The sequence below is a fragment of the Klebsiella spallanzanii genome (assembly GCF_902158555.1).
Classification (GTDB): Bacteria; Pseudomonadota; Gammaproteobacteria; order Enterobacterales; family Enterobacteriaceae; genus Klebsiella; species Klebsiella spallanzanii.
Genome location: NZ_CABGGS010000001.1, coordinates 467,299 through 489,321 on the forward strand (window position 1 = coordinate 467,299; position 22,023 = coordinate 489,321).

Annotated in this window: 17 protein-coding genes and 7 tRNA genes; 21 read left to right on the forward strand and 3 right to left on the reverse strand. The window is 51.0% G+C overall.

Annotated elements, in window-relative coordinates; all coding sequences use genetic code 11:
- The first annotated feature begins 183 nt into the window (after positions 1–183).
- The 9 genes from asnB (at position 184) to FN082_RS02380 (ending at position 3,500) form a co-directional block, all read left to right on the forward strand.
- Positions 184–1,845, forward strand: coding sequence for an asparagine synthase B (asnB, locus tag FN082_RS02340; protein WP_142981078.1), 1,662 nt, complete (start codon positions 184–186; stop codon positions 1,843–1,845).
- A gap of 231 nt (positions 1,846–2,076) precedes the next feature.
- A tRNA-Met gene (locus tag FN082_RS02345) sits at positions 2,077–2,153 on the forward strand.
- A gap of 9 nt (positions 2,154–2,162) precedes the next feature.
- Positions 2,163–2,247, forward strand: a tRNA-Leu gene (locus FN082_RS02350).
- Between the two features lie 34 nt (positions 2,248–2,281).
- Positions 2,282–2,356 (forward strand) — tRNA-Gln (locus tag FN082_RS02355).
- Between the two features lie 36 nt (positions 2,357–2,392).
- Positions 2,393–2,467: transfer RNA gene (locus FN082_RS02360), tRNA-Gln, on the forward strand.
- 21 nt (positions 2,468–2,488) lie between these two features.
- A tRNA-Met gene (locus FN082_RS02365) sits at positions 2,489–2,565 on the forward strand.
- Positions 2,566–2,609: 44 nt separating this feature from the next.
- Positions 2,610–2,684: transfer RNA gene (locus FN082_RS02370), tRNA-Gln, on the forward strand.
- Between the two features lie 35 nt (positions 2,685–2,719).
- Positions 2,720–2,794, forward strand: a tRNA-Gln gene (locus FN082_RS02375).
- 124 nt (positions 2,795–2,918) lie between these two features.
- On the forward strand, positions 2,919–3,500 hold the full coding sequence (locus tag FN082_RS02380) for a hypothetical protein (RefSeq protein ID WP_139538676.1): 582 nt from the start codon (positions 2,919–2,921) through the stop codon (positions 3,498–3,500).
- A gap of 7 nt (positions 3,501–3,507) precedes the next feature.
- On the opposite strand, the gene ubiF is transcribed toward FN082_RS02380, so the two are convergent.
- On the reverse strand, positions 3,508–4,683 hold the full coding sequence (gene ubiF, locus FN082_RS02385; protein ID WP_142981079.1) for a 3-demethoxyubiquinol 3-hydroxylase: 1,176 nt from the start codon (positions 4,681–4,683) through the stop codon (positions 3,508–3,510).
- Positions 4,684–4,891: 208 nt separating this feature from the next.
- Between ubiF and miaB the strand changes: the two genes are divergently transcribed.
- The 12 genes from miaB (at position 4,892) to FN082_RS02445 (ending at position 19,807) form a co-directional block, all read left to right on the forward strand.
- Positions 4,892–6,316 carry a tRNA (N6-isopentenyl adenosine(37)-C2)-methylthiotransferase MiaB gene (gene miaB / locus FN082_RS02390; protein ID WP_139538674.1) on the forward strand — a complete coding sequence of 475 codons (1,425 nt, stop codon included), beginning with the start codon at positions 4,892–4,894 and terminating at the stop codon, positions 6,314–6,316.
- A gap of 155 nt (positions 6,317–6,471) precedes the next feature.
- A complete protein-coding gene (locus FN082_RS02395; protein WP_180349560.1) occupies positions 6,472–7,518 on the forward strand; it encodes a PhoH family protein in 1,047 nt (348 codons plus the stop codon).
- Positions 7,515–7,982, forward strand: coding sequence for an rRNA maturation RNase YbeY (gene ybeY, locus FN082_RS02400; protein WP_142981080.1), 468 nt, complete (start codon positions 7,515–7,517; stop codon positions 7,980–7,982). Before FN082_RS02395 ends, ybeY begins: the two co-directional genes overlap by 4 nt.
- Positions 7,983–8,080: 98 nt before the next feature.
- On the forward strand, positions 8,081–8,959 hold the full coding sequence (gene corC, locus FN082_RS02405; protein ID WP_004130445.1) for a CNNM family magnesium/cobalt transport protein CorC: 879 nt from the start codon (positions 8,081–8,083) through the stop codon (positions 8,957–8,959).
- 22 nt (positions 8,960–8,981) lie between these two features.
- On the forward strand, positions 8,982–10,520 hold the full coding sequence (lnt, locus tag FN082_RS02410; protein ID WP_139538671.1) for an apolipoprotein N-acyltransferase: 1,539 nt from the start codon (positions 8,982–8,984) through the stop codon (positions 10,518–10,520).
- A gap of 366 nt (positions 10,521–10,886) precedes the next feature.
- Complete coding sequence (locus tag FN082_RS02415; protein ID WP_142981081.1) at positions 10,887–11,798, forward strand: amino acid ABC transporter substrate-binding protein; 912 nt, start codon at positions 10,887–10,889, stop codon at positions 11,796–11,798.
- Between the two features lie 162 nt (positions 11,799–11,960).
- On the forward strand, positions 11,961–12,701 hold the full coding sequence (locus FN082_RS02420) for an amino acid ABC transporter permease (RefSeq protein ID WP_139538669.1): 741 nt from the start codon (positions 11,961–11,963) through the stop codon (positions 12,699–12,701).
- Positions 12,701–13,375: a glutamate/aspartate ABC transporter permease GltK gene (gene gltK / locus FN082_RS02425; RefSeq protein ID WP_142463082.1), complete on the forward strand. Its 675-nt coding sequence runs from the start codon at positions 12,701–12,703 to the stop codon at positions 13,373–13,375. Before FN082_RS02420 ends, gltK begins: the two co-directional genes overlap by 1 nt.
- Positions 13,375–14,100, forward strand: a complete 726-nt coding sequence (locus FN082_RS02430; protein ID WP_142463083.1) for an amino acid ABC transporter ATP-binding protein — start codon at positions 13,375–13,377, stop codon at positions 14,098–14,100. Before gltK ends, FN082_RS02430 begins: the two co-directional genes overlap by 1 nt.
- A 299-nt stretch (positions 14,101–14,399) precedes the next feature.
- Complete coding sequence (locus tag FN082_RS02435; RefSeq protein ID WP_142981082.1) at positions 14,400–16,070, forward strand: ShlB/FhaC/HecB family hemolysin secretion/activation protein; 1,671 nt, start codon at positions 14,400–14,402, stop codon at positions 16,068–16,070.
- A 63-nt stretch (positions 16,071–16,133) separates the two neighbouring features.
- Entirely contained in the window at positions 16,134–17,912 is a 1,779-nt protein-coding gene (locus FN082_RS02440; protein WP_142981083.1) for a filamentous hemagglutinin N-terminal domain-containing protein, read from the forward strand.
- Positions 17,913–18,124: 212 nt separating this feature from the next.
- Positions 18,125–19,807, forward strand: coding sequence for a molecular chaperone HscC (locus FN082_RS02445; RefSeq protein WP_142981084.1), 1,683 nt, complete (start codon positions 18,125–18,127; stop codon positions 19,805–19,807).
- A gap of 1 nt (position 19,808) precedes the next feature.
- On the opposite strand, the gene FN082_RS02450 is transcribed toward FN082_RS02445, so the two are convergent.
- Together FN082_RS02450 and FN082_RS02455 are read right to left on the reverse strand one after the other, a co-directional pair.
- Positions 19,809–21,227: a J domain-containing protein gene (locus FN082_RS02450; protein ID WP_142981085.1), complete on the reverse strand. Its 1,419-nt coding sequence runs from the start codon at positions 21,225–21,227 to the stop codon at positions 19,809–19,811.
- Positions 21,224–21,931, reverse strand: a complete 708-nt coding sequence (locus FN082_RS02455; RefSeq protein ID WP_142465305.1) for a DUF1266 domain-containing protein — start codon at positions 21,929–21,931, stop codon at positions 21,224–21,226. The genes FN082_RS02450 and FN082_RS02455 overlap by 4 nt, the downstream gene beginning before the upstream one ends.
- Between the last annotated feature and the right edge of the window lie 92 nt (positions 21,932–22,023).

Consider the following 22,023-nt stretch of genomic DNA (forward strand, 5'->3'; position numbering starts at 1 on the left):
GAAAGCGCTCAAAACATACTCTTTTTTCACTATTCAGCAATCGTGATTGCATTATTTCCTTTTCCAGTCGCAAACCCCTTGCGCCCTCCGCCCCTTTGCGGCATTTTCTTAAGCATGCACTGAGGCTTCGCACCGAGACGAAGCTTGCACAACATCAAACAAGACAGGGTAACGGAGAAGGCTATGTGTTCGATTTTTGGCGTACTGGATATTAAAACTGACGCGGGCGAGCTGCGTAAAAAGGCACTGGAACTTTCCCGCCTGATGCGCCACCGTGGCCCGGACTGGTCTGGCGTCTATGCTTGTGATAAAGCCATCCTGGCGCATGAACGCCTGTCTATCGTCGACGTGAACGCTGGCGCGCAGCCGCTGTATAACGCGCAAAAAACCCATGCTCTCGCCGTCAACGGTGAAATCTACAACCACCAGGCGCTGCGCGCAGAATACGGCGATCGCTACGCTTTCCAGACCGGTTCCGACTGCGAAGTCATCCTGGCGCTGTATCAGGAGAAAGGTCCGGAGTTCCTCGACGATCTTCAGGGGATGTTTGCTTTCGCGTTATACGACAGCGAACAAGATGCGTATCTGATTGGTCGCGATCACATCGGGATCATCCCGCTGTATATGGGTCATGATGAGCACGGCAACTTCTACGTCGCTTCAGAAATGAAAGCACTGGTTCCGGTCTGCCGCACCATTAAAGAGTTCCCGGCGGGCAGTTACCTGTGGAGTAAAGATGGCGAAATCCGTCAGTACTACCAGCGCGACTGGTTCAACTATGATGCGGTCAAAGACAACGTCACGGACAAAAACGAACTGCGTCAGGCGCTGGAAGAATCGGTGAAAAGCCACCTGATGTCTGATGTTCCCTATGGTGTACTGCTGTCCGGCGGCCTGGATTCATCGGTTATTTCCGCTATCACCAAAAAATATGCCGCTCGCCGCGTTGAAGATCAGGAGAAATCAGAAGCCTGGTGGCCACAACTGCACTCCTTCGCCGTAGGCCTGGAAGGTGCACCTGACCTGAAGGCTGCGCAGGAAGTGGCTAACCATCTGGGTACCGTGCACCACGAGATCCACTTTACGGTTCAGGAAGGTCTGGACGCGATTCGCGATGTTATCTATCACATTGAAACCTACGATGTGACGACGATTCGCGCTTCAACGCCAATGTATTTGATGTCGCGTAAAATCAAAGCGATGGGCATCAAAATGGTGCTGTCTGGCGAAGGTTCTGACGAAGTATTTGGCGGCTACCTTTATTTCCATAAAGCGCCGAACGCCAAAGAGTTGCACGAAGAGACCGTACGTAAGCTGCAAGCGCTGCATATGTTTGACTGCGCCCGCGCCAACAAAGCGATGTCTGCCTGGGGCGTTGAAGCACGCGTGCCGTTCCTGGATAAGAAATTCCTCGATGTGGCAATGCGCATCAACCCGCAGGATAAAATGTGCGGCAACGGTAAAATGGAAAAACATGTTCTGCGTGAATGCTTCGAGTCATATCTGCCGGCAAGCGTCGCATGGCGTCAGAAAGAGCAGTTCTCTGATGGCGTAGGCTACAGCTGGATCGATACGTTAAAAGAAGTTGCCGCCGAACAGATTTCCGATCAACAACTGGAAACTGCCAGCTTCCGCTTCCCGTACAACACGCCATCGTCTAAAGAGGCATATCTGTACCGTGAGATCTTTGAAGATCTATTCCCGGTACCGAGTGCTGCTGAATGCGTTCCGGGTGGCCCGTCAGTTGCTTGCTCTTCCGCAAAAGCGATTGAATGGGACGAATCTTTCAAGAAAATGAACGATCCGTCAGGACGCGCAGTTGGCGTACATCAGTCAGCCTACTGACAAGCGCTTTTTTCCAAACGGACTCTTCGGGGTCCGTTTTTGTTTTGTGCCTTATTTAAGCTGTTAAAAACGATAAATAACCAATAATTGCCGATTATTGCATCACGCTGTTCGCAACCTAACCAAACAGTTACATTCAGCTCATTTTCGATGAAAAAGGGGTTGACGCTTCAAGGCTCAATACGCATAATGCGCCCCGCAACGCCGATAAGGTAGCGCGAAAAAAAAGATGGCTACGTAGCTCAGCTGGTTAGAGCACATCACTCATAATGATGGGGTCACAGGTTCAAATCCCGTCGTAGCCACCATCTTTTTTTGCGGGAGTGGCGAAATTGGTAGACGCACCAGATTTAGGTTCTGGCGCCGCAAGGTGTGCGAGTTCAAGTCTCGCCTCCCGCACCATTTATTCTTTCGCGTTGCAAGTAAAGATTGTTGTTGGGGTATCGCCAAGCGGTAAGGCACCGGTTTTTGATACCGGCATTCCCTGGTTCGAATCCAGGTACCCCAGCCATATTTCTTCGATATTTGCGGTTCACCGCGACGGTATTGGGGTATCGCCAAGCGGTAAGGCACCGGTTTTTGATACCGGCATTCCCTGGTTCGAATCCAGGTACCCCAGCCATCGAAGAATATGATAAGATTTGGCTACGTAGCTCAGCTGGTTAGAGCACATCACTCATAATGATGGGGTCACAGGTTCGAATCCCGTCGTAGCCACCATACAAAGGAATTATTGATTAAGTTCGATAAGTCCAAAAAATTGTTGGGGTATCGCCAAGCGGTAAGGCTCTGGTTTCTGATACCAGCATTCCGAGGTTCGAATCCTCGTACCCCAGCCAATTTAAAAAGTCGCTCACTCTGTGGGCGCACCCGTTGGGGTATCGCCAAGCGGTAAGGCTCTGGTTTCTGATACCAGCATTCCGAGGTTCGAATCCTCGTACCCCAGCCACTTAATAGCAAAAAGCTCGCTTCGGCGGGCTTTTTGCTTTATGAAATCCGAAAAATCTAGCCTGAAGTTTACATCTACCTTAGCTGTGGATACATTGCAGAGAAAATGCGTAAAAGGATTTGCGATGAACTATCAGGTTTTCCCGCTTTTTACCCGAATAACAACGCTGCTCTTTTTTCTATTCAGCTTCATTTCTTGCTTCTTCGGGATTTCTGCCTTACTAACATATTGTGTTCTGGTTGGTTTATTCTTTCCCATTGGCATATCAATGCGTCTTCATCGTCTCAACGAAACTGGCGTCGCGCTAACGCTTACTGAAAATACCCAATGGATAACCTATATTCATGGCTTCCCGGCTCAGGAACAACGCGCCGTACTTAAAAATCCCTGCTTCTGGTCAACAGAGAGAATCCAACAATTTTTTATCCGCTGCTTTGTGGGCAAGATGGTTTTACAGGGGAGCTGTATCGCCATACTTGCTTATGAGTTCCAGTATTTCAAAGGAAGCGAGGTTTCCGTAATACTTGCATTGCTGGCGCTACTGTATCTGCTCTATATGTCAGCTAAAAGCGCACATATGCTCTATTTAGTAGCGACTAATCAATGGCAGTGTGAATCCCTGACAACCTCCAGAGGAAGTATCTGGTATCAGGGATTCTTGCCAACAAAAGAAGGTAGAGACACGCTGTTTGCAAGGTTATGTTAAACGCAGATTACAATCCCAACGCGTACTTCAGCGCCTGCCGCTTCAGGGCACCAGCTCGCCCGGCAGCCATCAGGCCCATATTTCGCAGCATACGGACCGGTGCCAGGTCGTTGCTGAATCCGGCATAAAACAGATCCATCCCTGACTGCATAATAAAGTTATCCGCTCTGCGTCGCGTCTGGTAGCGCTTAAGCACTGCCAGACTAGCCCACTCCTCACCGTGCGCTTTTGCCCTACCCAGAATATCCAGCAGCGCATCAACATCACGATAGCCGAGGTTAACCCCCTGCCCCGCTAGCGGGTGAATCGTGTGGGCAGCATCCCCCACCAGCGCTAATCCCGGCTTCACATACTGCAATGCGTGGCGGCGAATCAGCGGGAATGCGCCTGCGCTTAGCGGCGTCACCTCTCCCAGCCGGGACGGAAAATGACGGGCAATTTCTTGCCGCAGTTGAACCATACTCATTCCCTGAAGCTGGAGGATCCTGGCCGGCGTGTCATACCACACCAGTGAAGCCCAATGGTCAAACAACGGCAGAAAGGCGCGTGGCCCCGTTGGAGTGAACTGCTGCCAGGTGCTATCGCCGGGATCGTCCGCACAGTTCACGCTTATCAACATGCAGGATTGCTGATACTGCCACGCCTGCACGCCAATTCCCGCCAGTTGTCGTACCTGCGAGTTAGCGCCGTCCGCGCCAATCACCAGCCGGGTATCATGTTGGCTGCCATCGGTCAGCGTTATCAAAGTATACGTTTCTCCACGCCGCATCTCCTGTAGCGATGTACCAACCCGCAGAGAGATGAGTTCATGGGCCTCCAGCGCCTGCCATAGGGCAAGCTGCAGGACGTTATTTTCCACCATATAGCCCAGTTCGGGCAGCTTTAGCTCCGCAGCGTTAAAGACGACATGAGCGCTTTCCCACTCCCAGGTCTCCAGTTGTCGATACGCATGCGCGCGCATTGCCCGCACAGCATCCCAGACGCCCAGGCTTTTCAGCAGCCCGACCGATGACGCGCTGATGGCCGAAATTCGCACATCAGGCGGCGAAGACGCATCAAAAGCGGGTGGCGCATTCTTTTCAATGACCGTCACCGTAAAACCTTGCTGCGCCAACCCAAGCGCCAGGGCGCCGCCCACCATTCCACCGCCAACGATAACAACATCTGTTGCATGAATTGTCATGGCTATTATCCTTAAACCCGAATCTCTTAAGTTTACCGGATTTTTATTCGCCTTGTGGTGATTACGGTCGTACTGGTCACGGCGCGGTCAAAGCATTACAATACGCGCCCTGCAATCCTGGCTTCATACCCGTCACGCTTCACATTGCAGAACAACGTCCGGTGAAGAAAATGACATTGGGTATACCTACTTAAGCATGAGCAAGTCGATGACAAAAAAACTCCATATTAAAACCTGGGGCTGTCAGATGAACGAATACGATTCATCAAAGATGGCCGATCTGCTGGATGCCACGCACGGGTATCAACTCACCGAAGTGGCGGAAGAAGCAGATGTGCTGCTGCTCAACACCTGCTCAATCCGTGAGAAGGCTCAGGAAAAAGTTTTCCATCAGCTAGGACGCTGGAAGCTGCTGAAAGAGAAGAATCCCAACTTGATCATCGGCGTCGGCGGCTGCGTAGCCTCTCAGGAGGGCGATCATATTCGCCAGCGCGCCCACTACGTCGATATTATTTTTGGGCCGCAAACCCTGCACCGCCTGCCGGAGATGATCAACTCCGTACGCGGCAACCGCAGCCCGGTTGTCGATATCAGCTTCCCGGAAATCGAAAAGTTCGATCGCCTACCAGAACCGCGCGCCGAAGGCCCCAGCGCTTTTGTTTCTATCATGGAAGGCTGCAACAAGTACTGCACCTACTGCGTGGTGCCTTATACCCGCGGTGAGGAAGTCAGCCGCCCGAGCGACGATATCCTGTTTGAAATTGCCCAGCTTGCGGCTCAGGGCGTGCGTGAAGTTAACCTGCTCGGGCAAAACGTGAACGCCTGGCGCGGTGAAAACTACGATGGCACCACCGGCAGCTTCGCCGATCTGCTGCGTCTGGTTGCGGCGATAGACGGCATCGACCGGATCCGCTTTACCACCAGCCACCCGATCGAGTTCACTGACGATATCGTCGAGGTTTATCGTGATACGCCAGAGCTCGTCAGCTTCTTGCATCTGCCGGTACAGAGCGGTTCTGATCGCGTACTGAACCTGATGGGGCGTACCCACACGGCTCTGGAATACAAAGCGATTATCCGCAAACTGCGCGCGGCACGTCCTGATATTCAGATTAGCTCCGACTTCATCGTTGGCTTCCCTGGTGAAACCACCCAGGATTTCGAGCAGACCATGAAGTTGATTGCCGATGTGAATTTCGATATGAGCTACAGCTTCATCTTCTCCGCCCGGCCGGGAACACCGGCGGCCGACATGGTCGATGACGTGCCGGAAGAAGATAAGAAGCAGCGCCTGTATATTCTGCAGGAGCGTATCAACCAGCAGGCAACGGCCTGGAGCCGTCGTATGCTCGGCACCGTGCAGCGTATTCTGGTGGAGGGTACCTCGCGTAAGAGCATCATGGAGCTGTCGGGCCGTACCGAGAATAACCGCGTGGTCAACTTCGAAGGTTCACCTGAGATGATCGGTAAGTTTGTTGATGTTGAAATCACCGACGTCTGGACAAACTCCCTGCGCGGTAAAGTCGTGCGCACCGAGGACGAAATGGGTCTGCGCATCGCAGAAACCCCGGAATCGGTCATTGCGCGTACCCGTAAAGAAAACGATTTGGGTGTCGGTATCTACCAGCCATAATCCGTTCAGGCCTGCCGACTCCGGCAGGCCTTGTATTTCCTCTCCTGAACCCAATATCTACAGCGATGCTTGCGCCATATTCCGATGACGTGAATAATTTCCAGACAGGCCGGTGAACGTTTACCTTCCGGCTACCTATGCATAAGAGGAACAGTTTGAACACAGACACTCGCGAAATCACCCTTGAGCCCGCTGATAATGCCCGTCTGCTGAGCCTTTGCGGCCCGTTTGATGACAATATTAAACAGCTGGAACGCCGTCTCGGTATCGAGATTAATCGTCGTGACAATCACTTTAAACTGACCGGTCGTCCGATCTGCGTCACCGCTGCGGCGGATATCCTGCGTAGCCTGTACGTCGATACTGCGCCAATGCGCGGCGAGACTCAGGATATTGAACCGGAACAGATTCATCTGGCAATCAAAGAAGCCCGCGTGCTGGAGCAAAGCGCTGAGAGCGTTCCGGACTACGGCAAGGCCATCAATATCAAAACCAAGCGTGGCGTGATCAAGCCGCGTACGCCGAATCAGGCGCAGTACATCGCCAATATTCTCGACCACGACATTACCTTCGGCGTCGGCCCTGCCGGGACCGGGAAAACCTATCTGGCAGTCGCCGCAGCGGTAGACGCGCTGGAGCGCCAGGAGATCCGTCGTATTCTGCTGACCCGTCCGGCCGTTGAAGCCGGGGAAAAGCTGGGCTTCCTGCCTGGTGATTTGAGTCAGAAAGTCGACCCGTACCTGCGCCCGCTGTACGACGCGCTGTTCGAGATGCTCGGCTTTGAGAAAGTTGAGAAGCTTATCGAACGTAACGTGATTGAAGTCGCGCCGCTGGCCTATATGCGCGGTCGTACGCTGAACGATGCTTTTATCATCCTTGATGAGAGCCAGAACACCACCATCGAACAGATGAAGATGTTCCTGACCCGTATTGGTTTTAACTCCAAGGCGGTTATTACCGGCGACGTGACGCAGATTGACCTGCCGCGCAGCACCAAATCCGGCCTGCGCCACGCCATAGAAGTGCTGGCCGAAGTCGATGAGATTAGCTTCAACTTCTTCCACAGCGAGGACGTGGTGCGCCATCCGGTTGTCGCCCGCATCGTTAATGCTTATGAAGCATGGGAAGAAGCGGACCAAAAACGTAAAGCAGAACTGGCCGCCGAGCGTAAACGCGAAGCCCAGGAACAGGAGCATAAATGAGTCAGGTCATTCTCGATTTACAGTTGGCTTGCGAAGATAACAGCGGAATGCCCGACGAGACCCAGTTTCAGCGCTGGGTCAATACCGTTATTCCGCAGTTCCAGGAGGATTCGGAAGTCACGATTCGCCTGGTTGATGAAGCGGAAAGCCATGAACTGAATATGACCTATCGCGGGAAGGACAAGCCGACTAATGTGCTGTCTTTCCCGTTCGAAGCCCCACCGGGCATCGAATTACCACTGCTTGGCGATCTGGTCATCTGCCGTCAGGTCGTCGAGCAGGAAGCGAAAGAGCAAAACAAACCGCTGGAAGCGCACTGGGCGCACATGGTTGTCCACGGTAGTCTGCATCTTTTGGGCTACGACCATATCGTTGACGAAGAAGCGGAAGAGATGGAATCCCTCGAAACGGAGATAATGCTTGCTCTGGGCTATGAGGATCCGTACATTGCCGAGAAGGAATAACCTGCCGCCGGCTTTGCCGGCGACTGGCCGCTATGCCGGACGCTGAGTATACGCGTGACGAGCGACTATTTAACCAACATGAGAACCCATACGACGCCATGAGCGACGACAATTCACACAGTAGCGACACAGTAAACAGCAAAAAGGGATTCTTCTCCCTGTTACTCAGCCAGCTCTTTCACGGTGAACCCAAAAATCGTGACGAACTACTGGCGCTGATCCGTGATTCCGGGCAAAACGATCTTATCGACGAAGACACGCGCGATATGCTCGAAGGGGTAATGGATATCGCCGACCAACGCGTCCGCGACATCATGATCCCTCGCTCGCAGATGATTACCCTGAAACGCAACCAGACTCTGGACGAGTGCCTCGATGTGATAATCGAATCCGCCCACTCGCGTTTCCCGGTGATCAGCGAAGACAAAGATCACATCGAAGGGATTCTGATGGCCAAAGATCTGCTGCCGTTTATGCGCAGCGATGCCGAAGCCTTCAGCATGGAAAAAGTGTTGCGCCCGGCGGTTGTCGTGCCTGAAAGCAAGCGGGTTGACCGCATGCTGAAGGAGTTCCGCTCCCAGCGTTATCATATGGCTATCGTTATCGATGAGTTCGGCGGCGTCTCGGGTCTGGTGACCATCGAAGACATCCTTGAACTGATCGTCGGCGAAATAGAAGATGAATACGACGAAGAAGAAGATATCGATTTCCGTCAGCTCAGCCGCCATACGTGGACGGTACGCGCGCTGGCTTCAATCGAAGACTTCAACGAAGCCTACGGTACCCACTTCAGCGATGAAGAAGTCGATACCATCGGCGGCCTGGTAATGCAGGCGTTTGGTCATCTGCCTGCTCGCGGCGAGTCTATCGACATTGATGGTTACCAATTCAAGGTCGCAATGGCCGACAGCCGACGTATTATTCAGGTACATGTAAAGCTTCCTGATGATGCCCCGCAGCCGAAGCTGGAAGACTAATCCAACGGGACGATCAACCTAAATGGTATTTGCCTCTCTTATTGAACGCCAGCGTGTACGTCTGCTGCTGGCGTTGTTATTCGGAGCCAGCGGAACGCTGGCTTTTTCACCTTACGACTTCTGGCCTGCGGCAATTTTTTCGTTAATCGGCCTGCAAGGTTTAACCCTTAATCGCCGCCCGGTACAAAGCGCCGCCGTTGGCTATTTCTGGGGACTTGGGCTGTTTGGCTCAGGAATTAATTGGGTCTATGTTAGTATCGCGCAGTTCGGCGGAATGCCGGGGCCGGTTAACGTATTCCTGGTTGTTCTGCTGGCGGCGTATCTGTCTCTTTATACGGGATTATTCGCCGGTATTCTTTCGCGCCTGTGGCCAAAAACCAGCTGGATACGCGTCGCTATCGCCGCGCCGGTAGTGTGGCAAATTACCGAATTCCTGCGCGGCTGGGTGCTGACCGGTTTCCCATGGCTACAGTTCGGCTACAGCCAGATTGACGGTCCACTAAAAGGCCTGGCTCCCGTGATGGGCGTCGAAGCGATTAACTTCCTGCTGATGGTTGTCAGCGGCCTGCTGGTGCTGGCGCTTATGCAGCGTAGCTGGAAACCGCTGATCGCCGCCGTCGTGCTGTTCGCCCTGCCCTTCCCGCTGCGCTACATTCAGTGGTATCAGCTATTGCCGGAGCGAACAACTCAGGTTTCGCTGGTACAGGGAGATATCCCTCAAGCGATGAAATGGGACCAGGATCAGCTACTTAATACGCTGAAAACCTACCTGGATCTTACCCAGCCGTATATGGGTAAATCACAGCTGATCATCTGGCCGGAATCAGCCATTCCCGATCTGGAAATCAACCAGCAGCGGTTCCTCAGCACGTTGGACGATCTACTACGGTCGAAAAACAGCTCACTGATCACCGGCATCGTCGATGCGCGACTGAACGCAAAGAACCGCTACGATACTTACAACACCATCATCACGCTGGGCAAAGATAATCCGTACAGCTACGACTCGAAGAATCGCTACAACAAGAACCACCTGGTGCCGTTTGGCGAGTTTGTGCCACTGGAATCGATTCTTCGCCCGCTGGCGCCGTTCTTCGACCTGCCGATGTCTTCTTTCAGCCGCGGCCCTTACGTGCAGCCCCAGCTTGTCGCGCATAATATGCGTCTGACGGCAGCCATCTGCTACGAGATTATTCTTGGCGAGCAGGTGCGAGATAACTTCCGCCCGGATACCGATTTTCTGTTAACCATCTCTAACGATGCATGGTTCGGCAAATCTATCGGCCCGTGGCAGCACTTCCAGATGGCGCGGATGCGCGCGCTGGAGCTGGCTCGCCCGCTGCTGCGCAGCACGAATAACGGCATTACCGCAGTCATCGGCCCACGCGGTGAAATTCAGGAAATGATCCCACAGTTCACACGTGCGGTATTAACGACCAAAGTCACCCCGACCTCAGGACTGACGCCGTACGCGCGTACAGGGAACTGGCCGCTGTGGGCGCTCACCGCATTATTTGGCTTCAGCGCGCTGTTGATGAGTCTGCGCCAACGCCGTCGATAATTATCACCTTTCTCCCTTCTACCGTGGCGACATTCGTCGCTACGGTTACCCCTCTCTCGTGCCATTCTGGCACGGCCATTGCTTAATAAACTCATGTAGCAACGCGATCCTGACTGGTAAAACCTGGTTGCACCATAACAGATCATCAAACGGCGCTATTTTGGTGCAATGGGGAATTTTTGCCTTTAAATGGTGCGGTGCGCTTCGCAAAAACCAACAATATAAGAGCAAAATCTTTACATTAAGCCAAACTAAATGCTAACAAACACATACAAATGCTGCACGTAAAGATGGCAGCAATAAGAAAACACACATTCACAATGGGTATCAATAGCGTCTGACGACGCTGAGGATAAGGAGTCGGATATGCAATTACGTAAACTGGCCGCAGCAATGCTGGTCATGGGTCTGACCGCCGGTGCGGCGCAGGCAGAAGATACGGCACCAGCTGCTGGCCAGAGTACTCTGGATAAAATTGCCAAAAACGGCGTTATCGTCGTCGGTCACCGTGAATCATCCGTTCCATTCTCTTACTATGACAACAAGCAGCAGGTCGTTGGCTACTCTCAGGACTACTCGAATGCGATTGTTGATGCCATCAAGAAGAAGCTGAACAAGCCGGATCTGCAGGTAAAACTGATCCCAGTCACCTCGCAAAACCGTATCCCACTGCTGCAAAACGGCACCTATGACTTCGAATGCGGCTCTACAACTAACAACCTCGAACGGCAAAAGCAGGCGGCCTTCTCCGACACGATCTTTGTTGTCGGTACGCGCCTGCTGGTGAAAAAAGGCGGTGCGATTAAAGATTTCCCGGACCTGAAGGATAAAGCTGTTGTCGTTACCTCAGGTACTACCTCAGAAATTCTGCTACACAAGCTGAACGATGAGAAAAAAATGAATATGCGCATTATCAGTGCAAAAGATCACGGCGACTCTTTCCGCACCCTGGAAAGCGGTCGCGCAGTGGCCTTTATGATGGATGACGCGCTGCTGGCCGGTGAGCGAGCAAAAGCGAAGAAACCGGATAACTGGGAGATTGTAGGCACCGCTCAGTCTCAGGAAGCCTACGGCTGCATGCTACGCAAAGACGATCCGCAGTTCAAAACGCTGGTAGACGAAACCGTCGCCCAGGCCCAGACCTCTGGCGAAGCGGCAAAATGGTTCGACAAATGGTTCAAAAACCCAATTCCGCCGAAGAACCTGAATATGAATTTCGAACTCTCTGAAGAGATGAAAGCGCTATTCAAATCACCAAACGACAAAGCTCTTAACTAATTAAAAAAACAAAGGGCGGGAAATCCTGCCCTCCCGATTGTTGTTACAGCACGGACAGACTATACGGTGGCTGGTCGTTCCCCAGCCGCCGCGAATACCGAAACAAGCTGAACAACAATCTTCGAGGGTAGCGCTGCTACCCTTTTTTTCCAGGAGTCATGTATGTCAATAGACTGGAACTGGGGGATATTCCTGCAACAGGCCCCGTTCGGCAACACTACCTATCTGGGCTGGCTTTGGAGCGGTTTTCAGGTCACCGTCGCACTCTCGATAACGGCCTGGATTATCGCTTTCTTCGTCGGTTCGCTATTCGGTATTTTACGTACCGTCCCTAATCGCCTTTTATCCTCTATCGGTACCTGTTACGTAGAACTCTTTCGTAACGTTCCGCTTATCGTACAATTCTTCAGTTGGTATCTGGTGGTACCCGAACTACTGCCGGAAAACATCGGCATGTGGTTTAAGTCCGAGTTGGATCCTAATATTCAGTTCTTCGTCTCTTCGATGCTGTGCCTGGGATTATTTACCGCCGCACGCGTCTGTGAACAAGTTCGTTCCGGTATCCAATCGTTGCCTCGCGGGCAAAAAAATGCTGGTCTGGCGATGGGACTGACGCTACCACAAACCTATCGCTACGTACTGCTGCCCAACGCCTACCGCGTTATCGTTCCGCCGATGACCTCCGAGATGATGAACCTGGTGAAAAACTCGGCTATCGCATCCACTATCGGACTTGCCGATATGGCCGCGCAGGCGGGCAAACTGCTGGATTACTCAGCCCACGCCTGGGAGTCCTTTACCGCCATCACCCTCGCCTACGTGTTTATCAACGCCGTCATTATGCTGATTATGTATGTGGTTGAACGCAAGGTCCGTCTGCCGGGCAATATGGGGAGCAAATAATGTACGATTTTGACTGGAGCTCCATTATTCCCTCAATGCCATACCTGCTTGCAGGGCTGGTTATTACCCTAAAAATCACCGTAACCGCAATTATTATCGGGATTGTCTGGGGGACGATTCTGGCGGTCATGCGCCTGTCGAGCTTCCTGCCGCTGGCGTGGTTTGCCAAAACCTACGTTAACGTCTTCCGCTCCATTCCGCTGGTGATGGTGCTGCTGTGGTTTTACTTGATTGTTCCCGGCTTCCTGCAAAACGTACTTGGGCTGTCGCCGAAAACCGATATCCGTCTGATTTCAGCGATGATCGCCTTCTCCATGTTTGAAGCAGCGTACTATTCAGAAATTATTCGCGCCGGTATTCAAAGTATCTCCCGCGGCCAGTCCAGCGCTGCATTGGCGTTAGGTATGACCCATTGGCAATCCATGAAGCTGGTCATTCTGCCGCAGGCTTTTCGTGCCATGGTACCGCTGCTGCTGACTCAGGGCATCGTACTGTTCCAGGATACCTCTCTGGTCTATGTTCTGAGCCTGGCCGACTTCTTCCGCACCGCCTCCACTATCGGCGAGCGTGACGGAACCCAGGTAGAAATGATCCTGTTCGCAGGCGCCGTTTATTTTGTTATTAGCCTCAGCGCATCGCTGTTGGTCAGCTGGTTGAAGAAAAGGACTGTGTAATGATTACCCTGAAAAACGTTTCAAAATGGTATGGTCACTTTCAGGTGCTGACCGACTGCTCCACGGAAGTGAAAAAAGGTGAAGTTGTGGTGGTTTGCGGGCCATCTGGCTCCGGTAAATCAACGTTGATTAAAACCGTAAACGGCCTGGAGCCAATACAGCAAGGTGAAATCATCGTTGACGGTACCACGGTCAACGATAAAAAGACTAATCTGGCCAAACTGCGTTCCCGCGTTGGGATGGTATTCCAGCACTTCGAACTGTTCCCGCACCTGTCGATTATCGACAATCTTACCCTGGCGCAGGTCAAGGTGCTCAATCGCGATAAAGCCTCTTCGCGTGCAAAAGGGCTAAAACTGCTGGAACGCGTGGGGTTGTCTGCTCATGCAGAAAAATTCCCGGCTCAACTATCCGGCGGTCAACAGCAGCGCGTTGCGATTGCCAGGGCGCTGTGTATGGACCCTATCGCCATGCTTTTTGACGAACCCACCTCTGCGCTTGATCCAGAAATGATCAATGAAGTGCTGGATGTAATGGTCGAACTGGCTAATGAAGGAATGACCATGATGGTGGTGACCCACGAAATGGGCTTTGCGCGCAAAGTCGCTAACCGGGTGATCTTTATGGATGAAGGGAAAATTGTCGAGGATGCTGATAAAGAAGCGTTCTTCGCCAACCCGCAATCCGAACGCGCTAAAGATTTTCTCGCCAAAATTCTGCACTAACTTCAACGGCGCGCACGACATCATCGTGCGCGCATTGCTGCCTGCCTTTTCCACCTCCTTATATCCAGCCGCAGACTTCACAAAGTGAAGTAAAAATTTCACAAAGAATTCAGGGGACCATGAATGGATAAAGCTCCCCGGTATCGTTAGCATACAGCGTCTTGTAATAACCTTAGGGTGAAAGAATTCCTTTAAAAATAATATTTCAATCAACTTGCTATACATTACGCCGTCTATCTCCCGACCGCGCATAACCATCGTTAATAACCTGACTTAGTGAAACAAACGGATATTGCTTCATGTGGACTAATACCAACCGACTGGCCATTATTTTGAGTTTAAATTTGTTCACCTCTTTTACTGTCCGGGCAGGCATTGAAGCCGCAACGGTAAACCAGGTCGAACAGGATAAAGCCCGTGAAAGCGCATTAATGCCCCATCAGCAGCAATATCAATCTTCTCGTACAAATGCAAAAACGCAGACCTTAATATTTCCCGAAGAAGCGACATGCCGATATATTACGCAAGTTGATATCGAATCAGAAGATAAAGCAAAAACGTCAGCCATCATGGATAAAATCACCGCCCAGGCCATCGGCCATTGTTTGGGCGTGGAAGGTATTCGCCTGCTGACTACCGCCTTACAGAACGAGTTAATTACGCGAGGCTATATCACTTCCCTTATCGATATTCCTTCCCAGTCATTAGACGGCGGCATTCTGAAAATAACGCTTGTTTACGGCAAAACGGGCAATATTGCTTTTGCGCCGAATAGCGCAACAACCAACCTGTGGACTTCCATGCCAACCCATTCCGGTAAAATCCTGCGCCTTAGCGATCTTGAACAAGGAATGGCTAATTTACAGCGCCTTCCTGGCTCCAGCGCGCATATGAAACTACGGCCAGGGGAACATATCGGCGAGAGTGATATTGAAATCACCCGAGTAATGGACAAAACGTGGCAGGTTGGCGCCTGGCTTGATGATGCCGATAGCCGCGCCAGCGGGCGCTACCAGGGCGGCGGAGCGTTGTATCTTTACGATTTATCCTCATTGAACGACATTCTGTCAATATCAGCAGGCGGCGACGTCGAGTTCAATCAGCACGACGATGGCAACCACAACGGTAACCTTTACTACTCCCTGCCTTTTGGTTATTGGTCATTAAGCCTGTACGGCTCCTACAGCCAGTACCGCCAGCTGTTTAAAGGAAAATGGTCGGCTATCGACTACAAAAGTAAAAATCGTTATTACAGCGCAACCCTTAGCCGTTTGCTTTCACATACCAGACAGCAAAAAACGACTGCCGATCTGCGCATAGCGAAAAGCAGTTCGCACTATTTTTTTGGCGGCGATGAGATTTTGGTTATGCGTAAGCAAAATCCTGTCTGGGAATTCACTCTGCGCCATCAGCACTATTTCAACAATAAAGTTATCGATGCCAGCGTGGGCGTTCAGCGTAGCCTGCCATGGCTCAGTTCCACGTCTACGCCGGAGGAAAAAGCCCGTTTATATAGCCGCCATTCACGCGTTATACATGCCGATGTTCAGGCAATAGCGCAGTTTGCCGCGACTGGCGATAAATTTAGCTGGATGCCGCGTTTCCACGCTCAGTTCAGTCCCGATGTATTATCTTCGGACAACCAGTTGAATATTGGCAATCGCTGGACAGTCCGTGGTTTTGATGGTGAAAATACGCTTTCCGCAAATCAGGGATGGTACTGGCGCAATGATTTCGTCTGGAATATACCATCCTACGAGCGACAGCTATATTTTGGCCTCGATGTCGGCAGAATAATTGGCAGCGAACGCTTACAGAAAGGAAAAACGCTCTCTGGCGCAGCAGGCGGAATTCGCGGGGAAATATGGTCAACGCAATACGATTTTTTCGTTAGCACACCTATCAGTAAGCCAGATGACTTTCATAGCGATGCCATGAATATGGGTTTTTCATTACAGTGGAGGTATTAATTTTTTATCAGTGCATTACAACCATTTACTAATCCATTTTCTATATTTAAAGGAATAAACTACATGTTTAAATTCAAATTTTCATACATTGCGTTAGCGACAGCGCTAAGCTCATCCGTTGTTTATGCAGACCCGGCAAGCTATACACATAAATCAGGTACAACGGTTATCGATATTGAAGCCCCTAATGCCGCAGGCGTATCGCATAACTTATATCGCGAATTTAACGTCGGCTCTAATGGCACCATTTTGAATAACAGCGCTGACGACGTTAAAGATAGCAGCCACGGCAATATTGCCAGAAATAACAATCTAACCAACGGTAGCGCCTCCGTTATTTTAAATGAAGTTACCTCCAATAAAATGAGTAACCTGCAGGGTTTTATTGAAGTTAACGGGCAAAAAGCCGATGTCGTTATCGCCAACACCAACGGTATCACCTGCTCCGGGTGCAGCTTTATCAACACCAATAAAGCGGTACTCACCACAGGACAGGTCAATCTCGGAGATACCGGAGCTATTGATAGCTACACGGTCACGCAAGGCCAAATCACTATCAGTGACAAAGGTATGGATGCATCCACTAACTATGCAGCACTGCTCGCTGACGCTATTGCGATTAACGGCTCCATGACCGCTGCCAATACCATACTCGGCGCGGGTAACTTCACCTTTGACAACAATACCGGAAAGCTGACCAGCCATGAGAAAAAGGCTACGGCTATGCAGATGCTAATACCAGAATATAGCATTGATATCAGTAACCTGGGCGGAATCAAGGCCAATAGCATCAGCATGATCGGTAATAACTTAGGCTTCGGCGTGCGTAATAAAGGTACTATTACCTCAAACACGACTCTCGCCATGACCAGCTATGGCTCATTGATTAATGAAGGTTCAATCGCCGGGAACGGCTACATAGCGCAGATGGTATCAGCTGGTGAGATGAAAAATACGGGTACGATTAATAACAAAGCCCTCGCCACACAGCTGACCAGTTTGAGCAACTTGACCAATGAAGGAACTATTTCCAGCAGCCAGCAGCTTATCGTTAACGCATCCGGTAGCCTCGTTAACACAAATACCATTAACGGTACTAAGGCATTATCCGTAGTCAGCGGAGGCAATATCACCACCCGCAGTGGCTCATCAATTACTTCCGATGGTCAGTTAGCGGTTTCCGCCCAGAATATTAACAACGGTGGTTCAATACGGGGCGATGTCACGAATGTCGCGTTTAGCGGCGATAGCCTCAGCGTCACCGGTGAGCTACGGGGCAACTCCAGCCTGACCGTGAAATCAGAGAAGGATCAGAACACCAGTTCAGGTAAGATATTTAACTCAGGACGAATTTCCGGTAGCGACGTAACGCTTGTCACTAACGGCAACGTAGTCCAGGAAGGTAACCTTATAGGTACAAATTCGCTTTTGATTAAAAGTAATTCCTTAGACAATATTTACTATGTTTATGGGAATGCCCTGAATATTGAAAGTAACTACGTGCGTAATTTAGCGACAATCGATGGATATACCACCAGCATCACCGCGAAAAATGGCATTCATAACCAAGGCCAAATTTCTTCGAGCGGGGATATGACCCTGGATACGCAATATAATGCGGATATCGCAAACTATAACATCATTAAAGCTAATGGCACCCTGACTGTGACCACCAGGAATGTCAAAAATGGCGGCTACAGCTGCGGCTTTCTTGGTCTTGCAACTTGCGGCATAGGCTCTATTTCAGCTAATAAACTGGTCCTCAACTCTTCTCACAATTATGCTTCTGGGATGGGTGGTCACCAGCAATATAAATATGCCGAAATAAATACCAAGCGTTAAAAATACGCGATGCGCTGGCATCAGCGCATCGCTTATGGCCGTTTGAAGCGGACAAAAAATGCACATAAACCAGGCGTCGTGGAAACTGGCGTTTTTCCAGGCAAACCAGGGCGTCAGCTTCTGTTCTGAACATCTTAATTTGATAAAGATCACGATATATAAACACAGTCCCCTTATTCTGTTACTTCCTCTCCTTTACATCGACAAGCGCAATGGATAATGCAAATCTCGCTATTGGTATCGATCTTGGAACAACCAATAGTTTAATCGCCGTCTGGCAAGATGGCGCCGCACAGCTCATCCCAAATAAATTTGGCCAATATTTAACGCCATCAATTATTAGTCTTGATGATAACAATCAAATTCTGGTAGGAAAACCGGCTGCCTCTCGTAAAACTTCCCATCCTGATAAAACAGCAGCATTATTTAAACGGGCTATGGGAAGTAATACACACTGGCAGCTCGGTAGTGAATCCTTTTCCGCGCCAGAATTATCTTCGTTAGTATTGCGTTCATTAAAAGAGGATGCAGAAGAGTATCTGCAACAAGCTATTTATGATGTAGTCATCTCAGTCCCTGCTTACTTTAGCGATGAGCAGCGAAAACATACGCGATTAGCGGCCGAACTGGCAGGCCTGAATGCGGTGCGATTGATAAATGAGCCAACTGCCGCAGCCATAGCTTACGGGTTACATACTAGACAGAATACGCGTTCACTTATCTTCGACCTTGGCGGCGGCACCTTTGATGTAACGGTGCTGGAATACGCCTTTCCAGTGATTGAGGTCCGCGCTTCTGCTGGTGATAATTACCTTGGCGGAGAAGACTTTACCCGCCTGCTGCTGGAAGATGCACTAAAACGCTGGCAACTGGCTCCATTACAGATCAGCCGCAATGCTCTCTCTGCGCTCTATAACCAGCTAGAAAGCGCAAAATGTAGAGGGCAGTTACCACTCAGTTGCGCGTGGCAACATCAGGAACGATTGCTGGAAATCAGCTGGCACGAAGATGAACTGGAAGCGTTATGGTTACCGCTGCTTAATCGTCTTCGCGCTCCCATTGAGCAAGCGCTTAGAGATTCGCTACTGGCTCCCGAGCAAATAGATAGCCTGGTGCTGGTCGGCGGCGCGTCCCAGCACACGCTGGCGCAGCGTATCGCCGTGCGCCTGTTCGGCAAAATGCCGTATAAAAATTACGATCCGAGCACTATCGTAGCTCTGGGAGCCGCAACGCAGGCCGCCTGTCGCCTGCGCCATGAAGATATTGAAGAGGTGATCCTCACCGACGTCTGCCCCTATACGCTAGGCGTGGAAGTTTGCTCACAGAACGTAGACGGTATCTTTTCGCCGATTATCGAGCGCAATACCACTGTCCCCGTGTCAAAAGTTGAAACGTACTCCACCCTCCACCCGGAACAGAGCAAAATCGATATCAATATCTATCAAGGGGAAAGCCATAAAGTTAAGAACAATATTCTCGTCGACAGCCTGACCATTGAACTCGTACAAACCGGAACGATTCAGTCATTGGACGTTCGCTTTAGCTATGATATCAACGGCCTGCTGGAAGTAGACGTTATCTTTCCCGATTCCGGCCAGCGCATCTCTAAAGTCATCAACCGCAGCCCTCTCCAGCTCAGTCAGTCGCAAATTGAAGCCAGCCGCACGCGGCTGGAGGCGTTAAAAATCTGCCCCAGAGACATGCTGATTAACAGAACCTTTAAAGCGCAGCTTGAAGAGAAATGGTCTCGAGCGCTAAGCGATGAACGACAGTGGATTGGGCGTATCATTATCGAGTTTGAAAACGCACTGCGGGAAAACGATGCGCAGGCCGCCGACAAAATACGCCGAGAGGCCTGCGATACGCTTCATATCGTGCTCCACGATAATCCGTAGTTTATCTAAAAAGGAGCAGTAATTTGGCAAGAAAGCCGCCGATGATGAAAATATAGAAGATGATTTTAAGCGCGTGCAGGATGCCGCCCCCCGGCGTCTTGCCGCTCTCATTCGCTTCGACTTCTGCGGTTTCATTCAACTCCTCAAGTTGATCCGGTTGTGTCGCGGTCAGCGAATCAATAATCAATATTTCTAATGGGCAGGCATCATCCGCCGTGAGTCGTTGCATTAACGGCAGAAGCTGGGAGGATTTCGGTGCCTTCCCACTCGCCAGACATTCGGCAACCTGATAAATCGGCCAGCGCGGATGCTGATGGTGCTCTTTTCCCATTGCCGGAGCGGCTTTGTTCAGCCGATGAGCGACAAAACAACGCCCCAGCGGCAGCAACCCTCCGCTGTGCAATGCCTCCGCCCAAAGCAGGCGCGTACGCGCACTATTGCCGGGGAAAACAGGCAGAGGCTTACCCTCACTATCGCGTTGTTCATGTTTCTCCAGCACGAACACCACCAGCGGATAATCATCAGGACGATTCCGACGGCACCACTGCAGCAGCAGGCTTCCCACCTGTGTGGACGGTTCATGCTTCCATAAAGCGCAAAGTTCGGGCAGCAGGGTATCGCCTTCGCCACAATAAACGCGCTGAGCATATTCATAATATTGCGGGCTTGTGTTATCCGGTTCGGCTTCCTGCCACGCTTGCGCAACGGGAATGAGCTCAGGGATCCCCCATTGTAGCGAGCTGTACCAGCGCAGAAAACGTCGCTGAAACAGCAGATCCGCCGGTACCACCATGGCACCATGCTGATTGATAAACTGGGAAAAAAACGATGGATGATTGAAAAAAGAGCCTTCGAGGGCACTATAAAATGCGATCGTCTGATTTTGCATTTCCGCTGGTAAATTTTGCAACAGGGAGTAATCGAACAAATCACCACGTCGAATAGTTTGGATAAAACTGTCCAGCGCTTCACTATCAACCGCTTCGCCGCCGTCCCCCCGTTCCCAGCTTAGCCGCTCCGCCAGCAGCCTCAGACAGGTATATGAAACGGGCCAGGCCTCCTCGGCAATGGCATACAGCGGCCAGCGTAATCTCTCCACTTGCTTAATCGACAGCGTATTGATTTTATGGATAAAAACCTGCCAGGCTTCTGGTTGAAAGCGTCTTTCATCGCTGGCCAGCAAATCGCTAAAGGCTTCCAGAATCTCATTCACCTCCCGCGTATTCTCATCCAGCGCCACCACCGGCGAAGCTGGCTTTTTAGCCTCCTGCAACGCGCTTTCGTAAGCCTGACGCAGCGCTTTGAACCCTTGAGGATCGCTTTCCGGATGGAAAGACGGCAACAATGCCAGATAGGTTCGGCGAATAGCTTCCGCATCGTTGGTATACTCGATGCCAAGAACTTCCCAACATGTTTTCATAGATCGCTAACGTCCTTGAGCGTTTCCGGGCATTCGGGGTAATCACCTAATGGCCGCCACGGCAGAGTGGCATAAAAGCTATCTTCCTGAGACACCAGGTCGCGGAACATTCTCTCGCCTGATTTGTCATATTCTTTTTGCGCCAGAAAGATTTGCAATTGCTTCAGGTCGCCATCATCCGGCGACTGCCAGTAAAGTCGTCCAAGAGAATAGGCGGCATAATATTGCACCCAGCCGCTATAGAAATGCAGCGCCCGCAGATGCACCCGCGATTGCAGCCACAGGCTCTCCTCTTCCGTTAGCCATTTATTCAGTACGCCCACTCGGCACAAAAATCCCATACGAACATAATCCCAGGCGCGTATTCCACCTTCGCCGCAGCACATCGCCGTATCGGCGGCAAACTGGGCATAGGCGCGGCCTTTGTCGCCACAAGCATTCAACAGCCCCTGCCACTCCTGCGGCGAAAAACGAAACCAGTTGTAATAAAACTCGGCCAGGTGCGTCGCATGACCATCATCGGTCATGCGATAAACGGTCTGAATCAATTCATCGCGATTTTCAATTCCCCAGGATGAAGCAAGATCAAAAAAATTCATTCCCTCATACATCTTTGGAGAAGAGTGCGATGGCGCACAATCGTGATTTAAAATTTCCATTGGCGTGGAAAGAGCAAATAATAAATATTGATCATCTTTAGTCATAAAGCAGCATCCATTGCTATCAACTTATGTGATGTTTGATAATGATAAAGGATTGAGTATAAAGCCAGTGGAGATAAAAAGGATGGACGGCA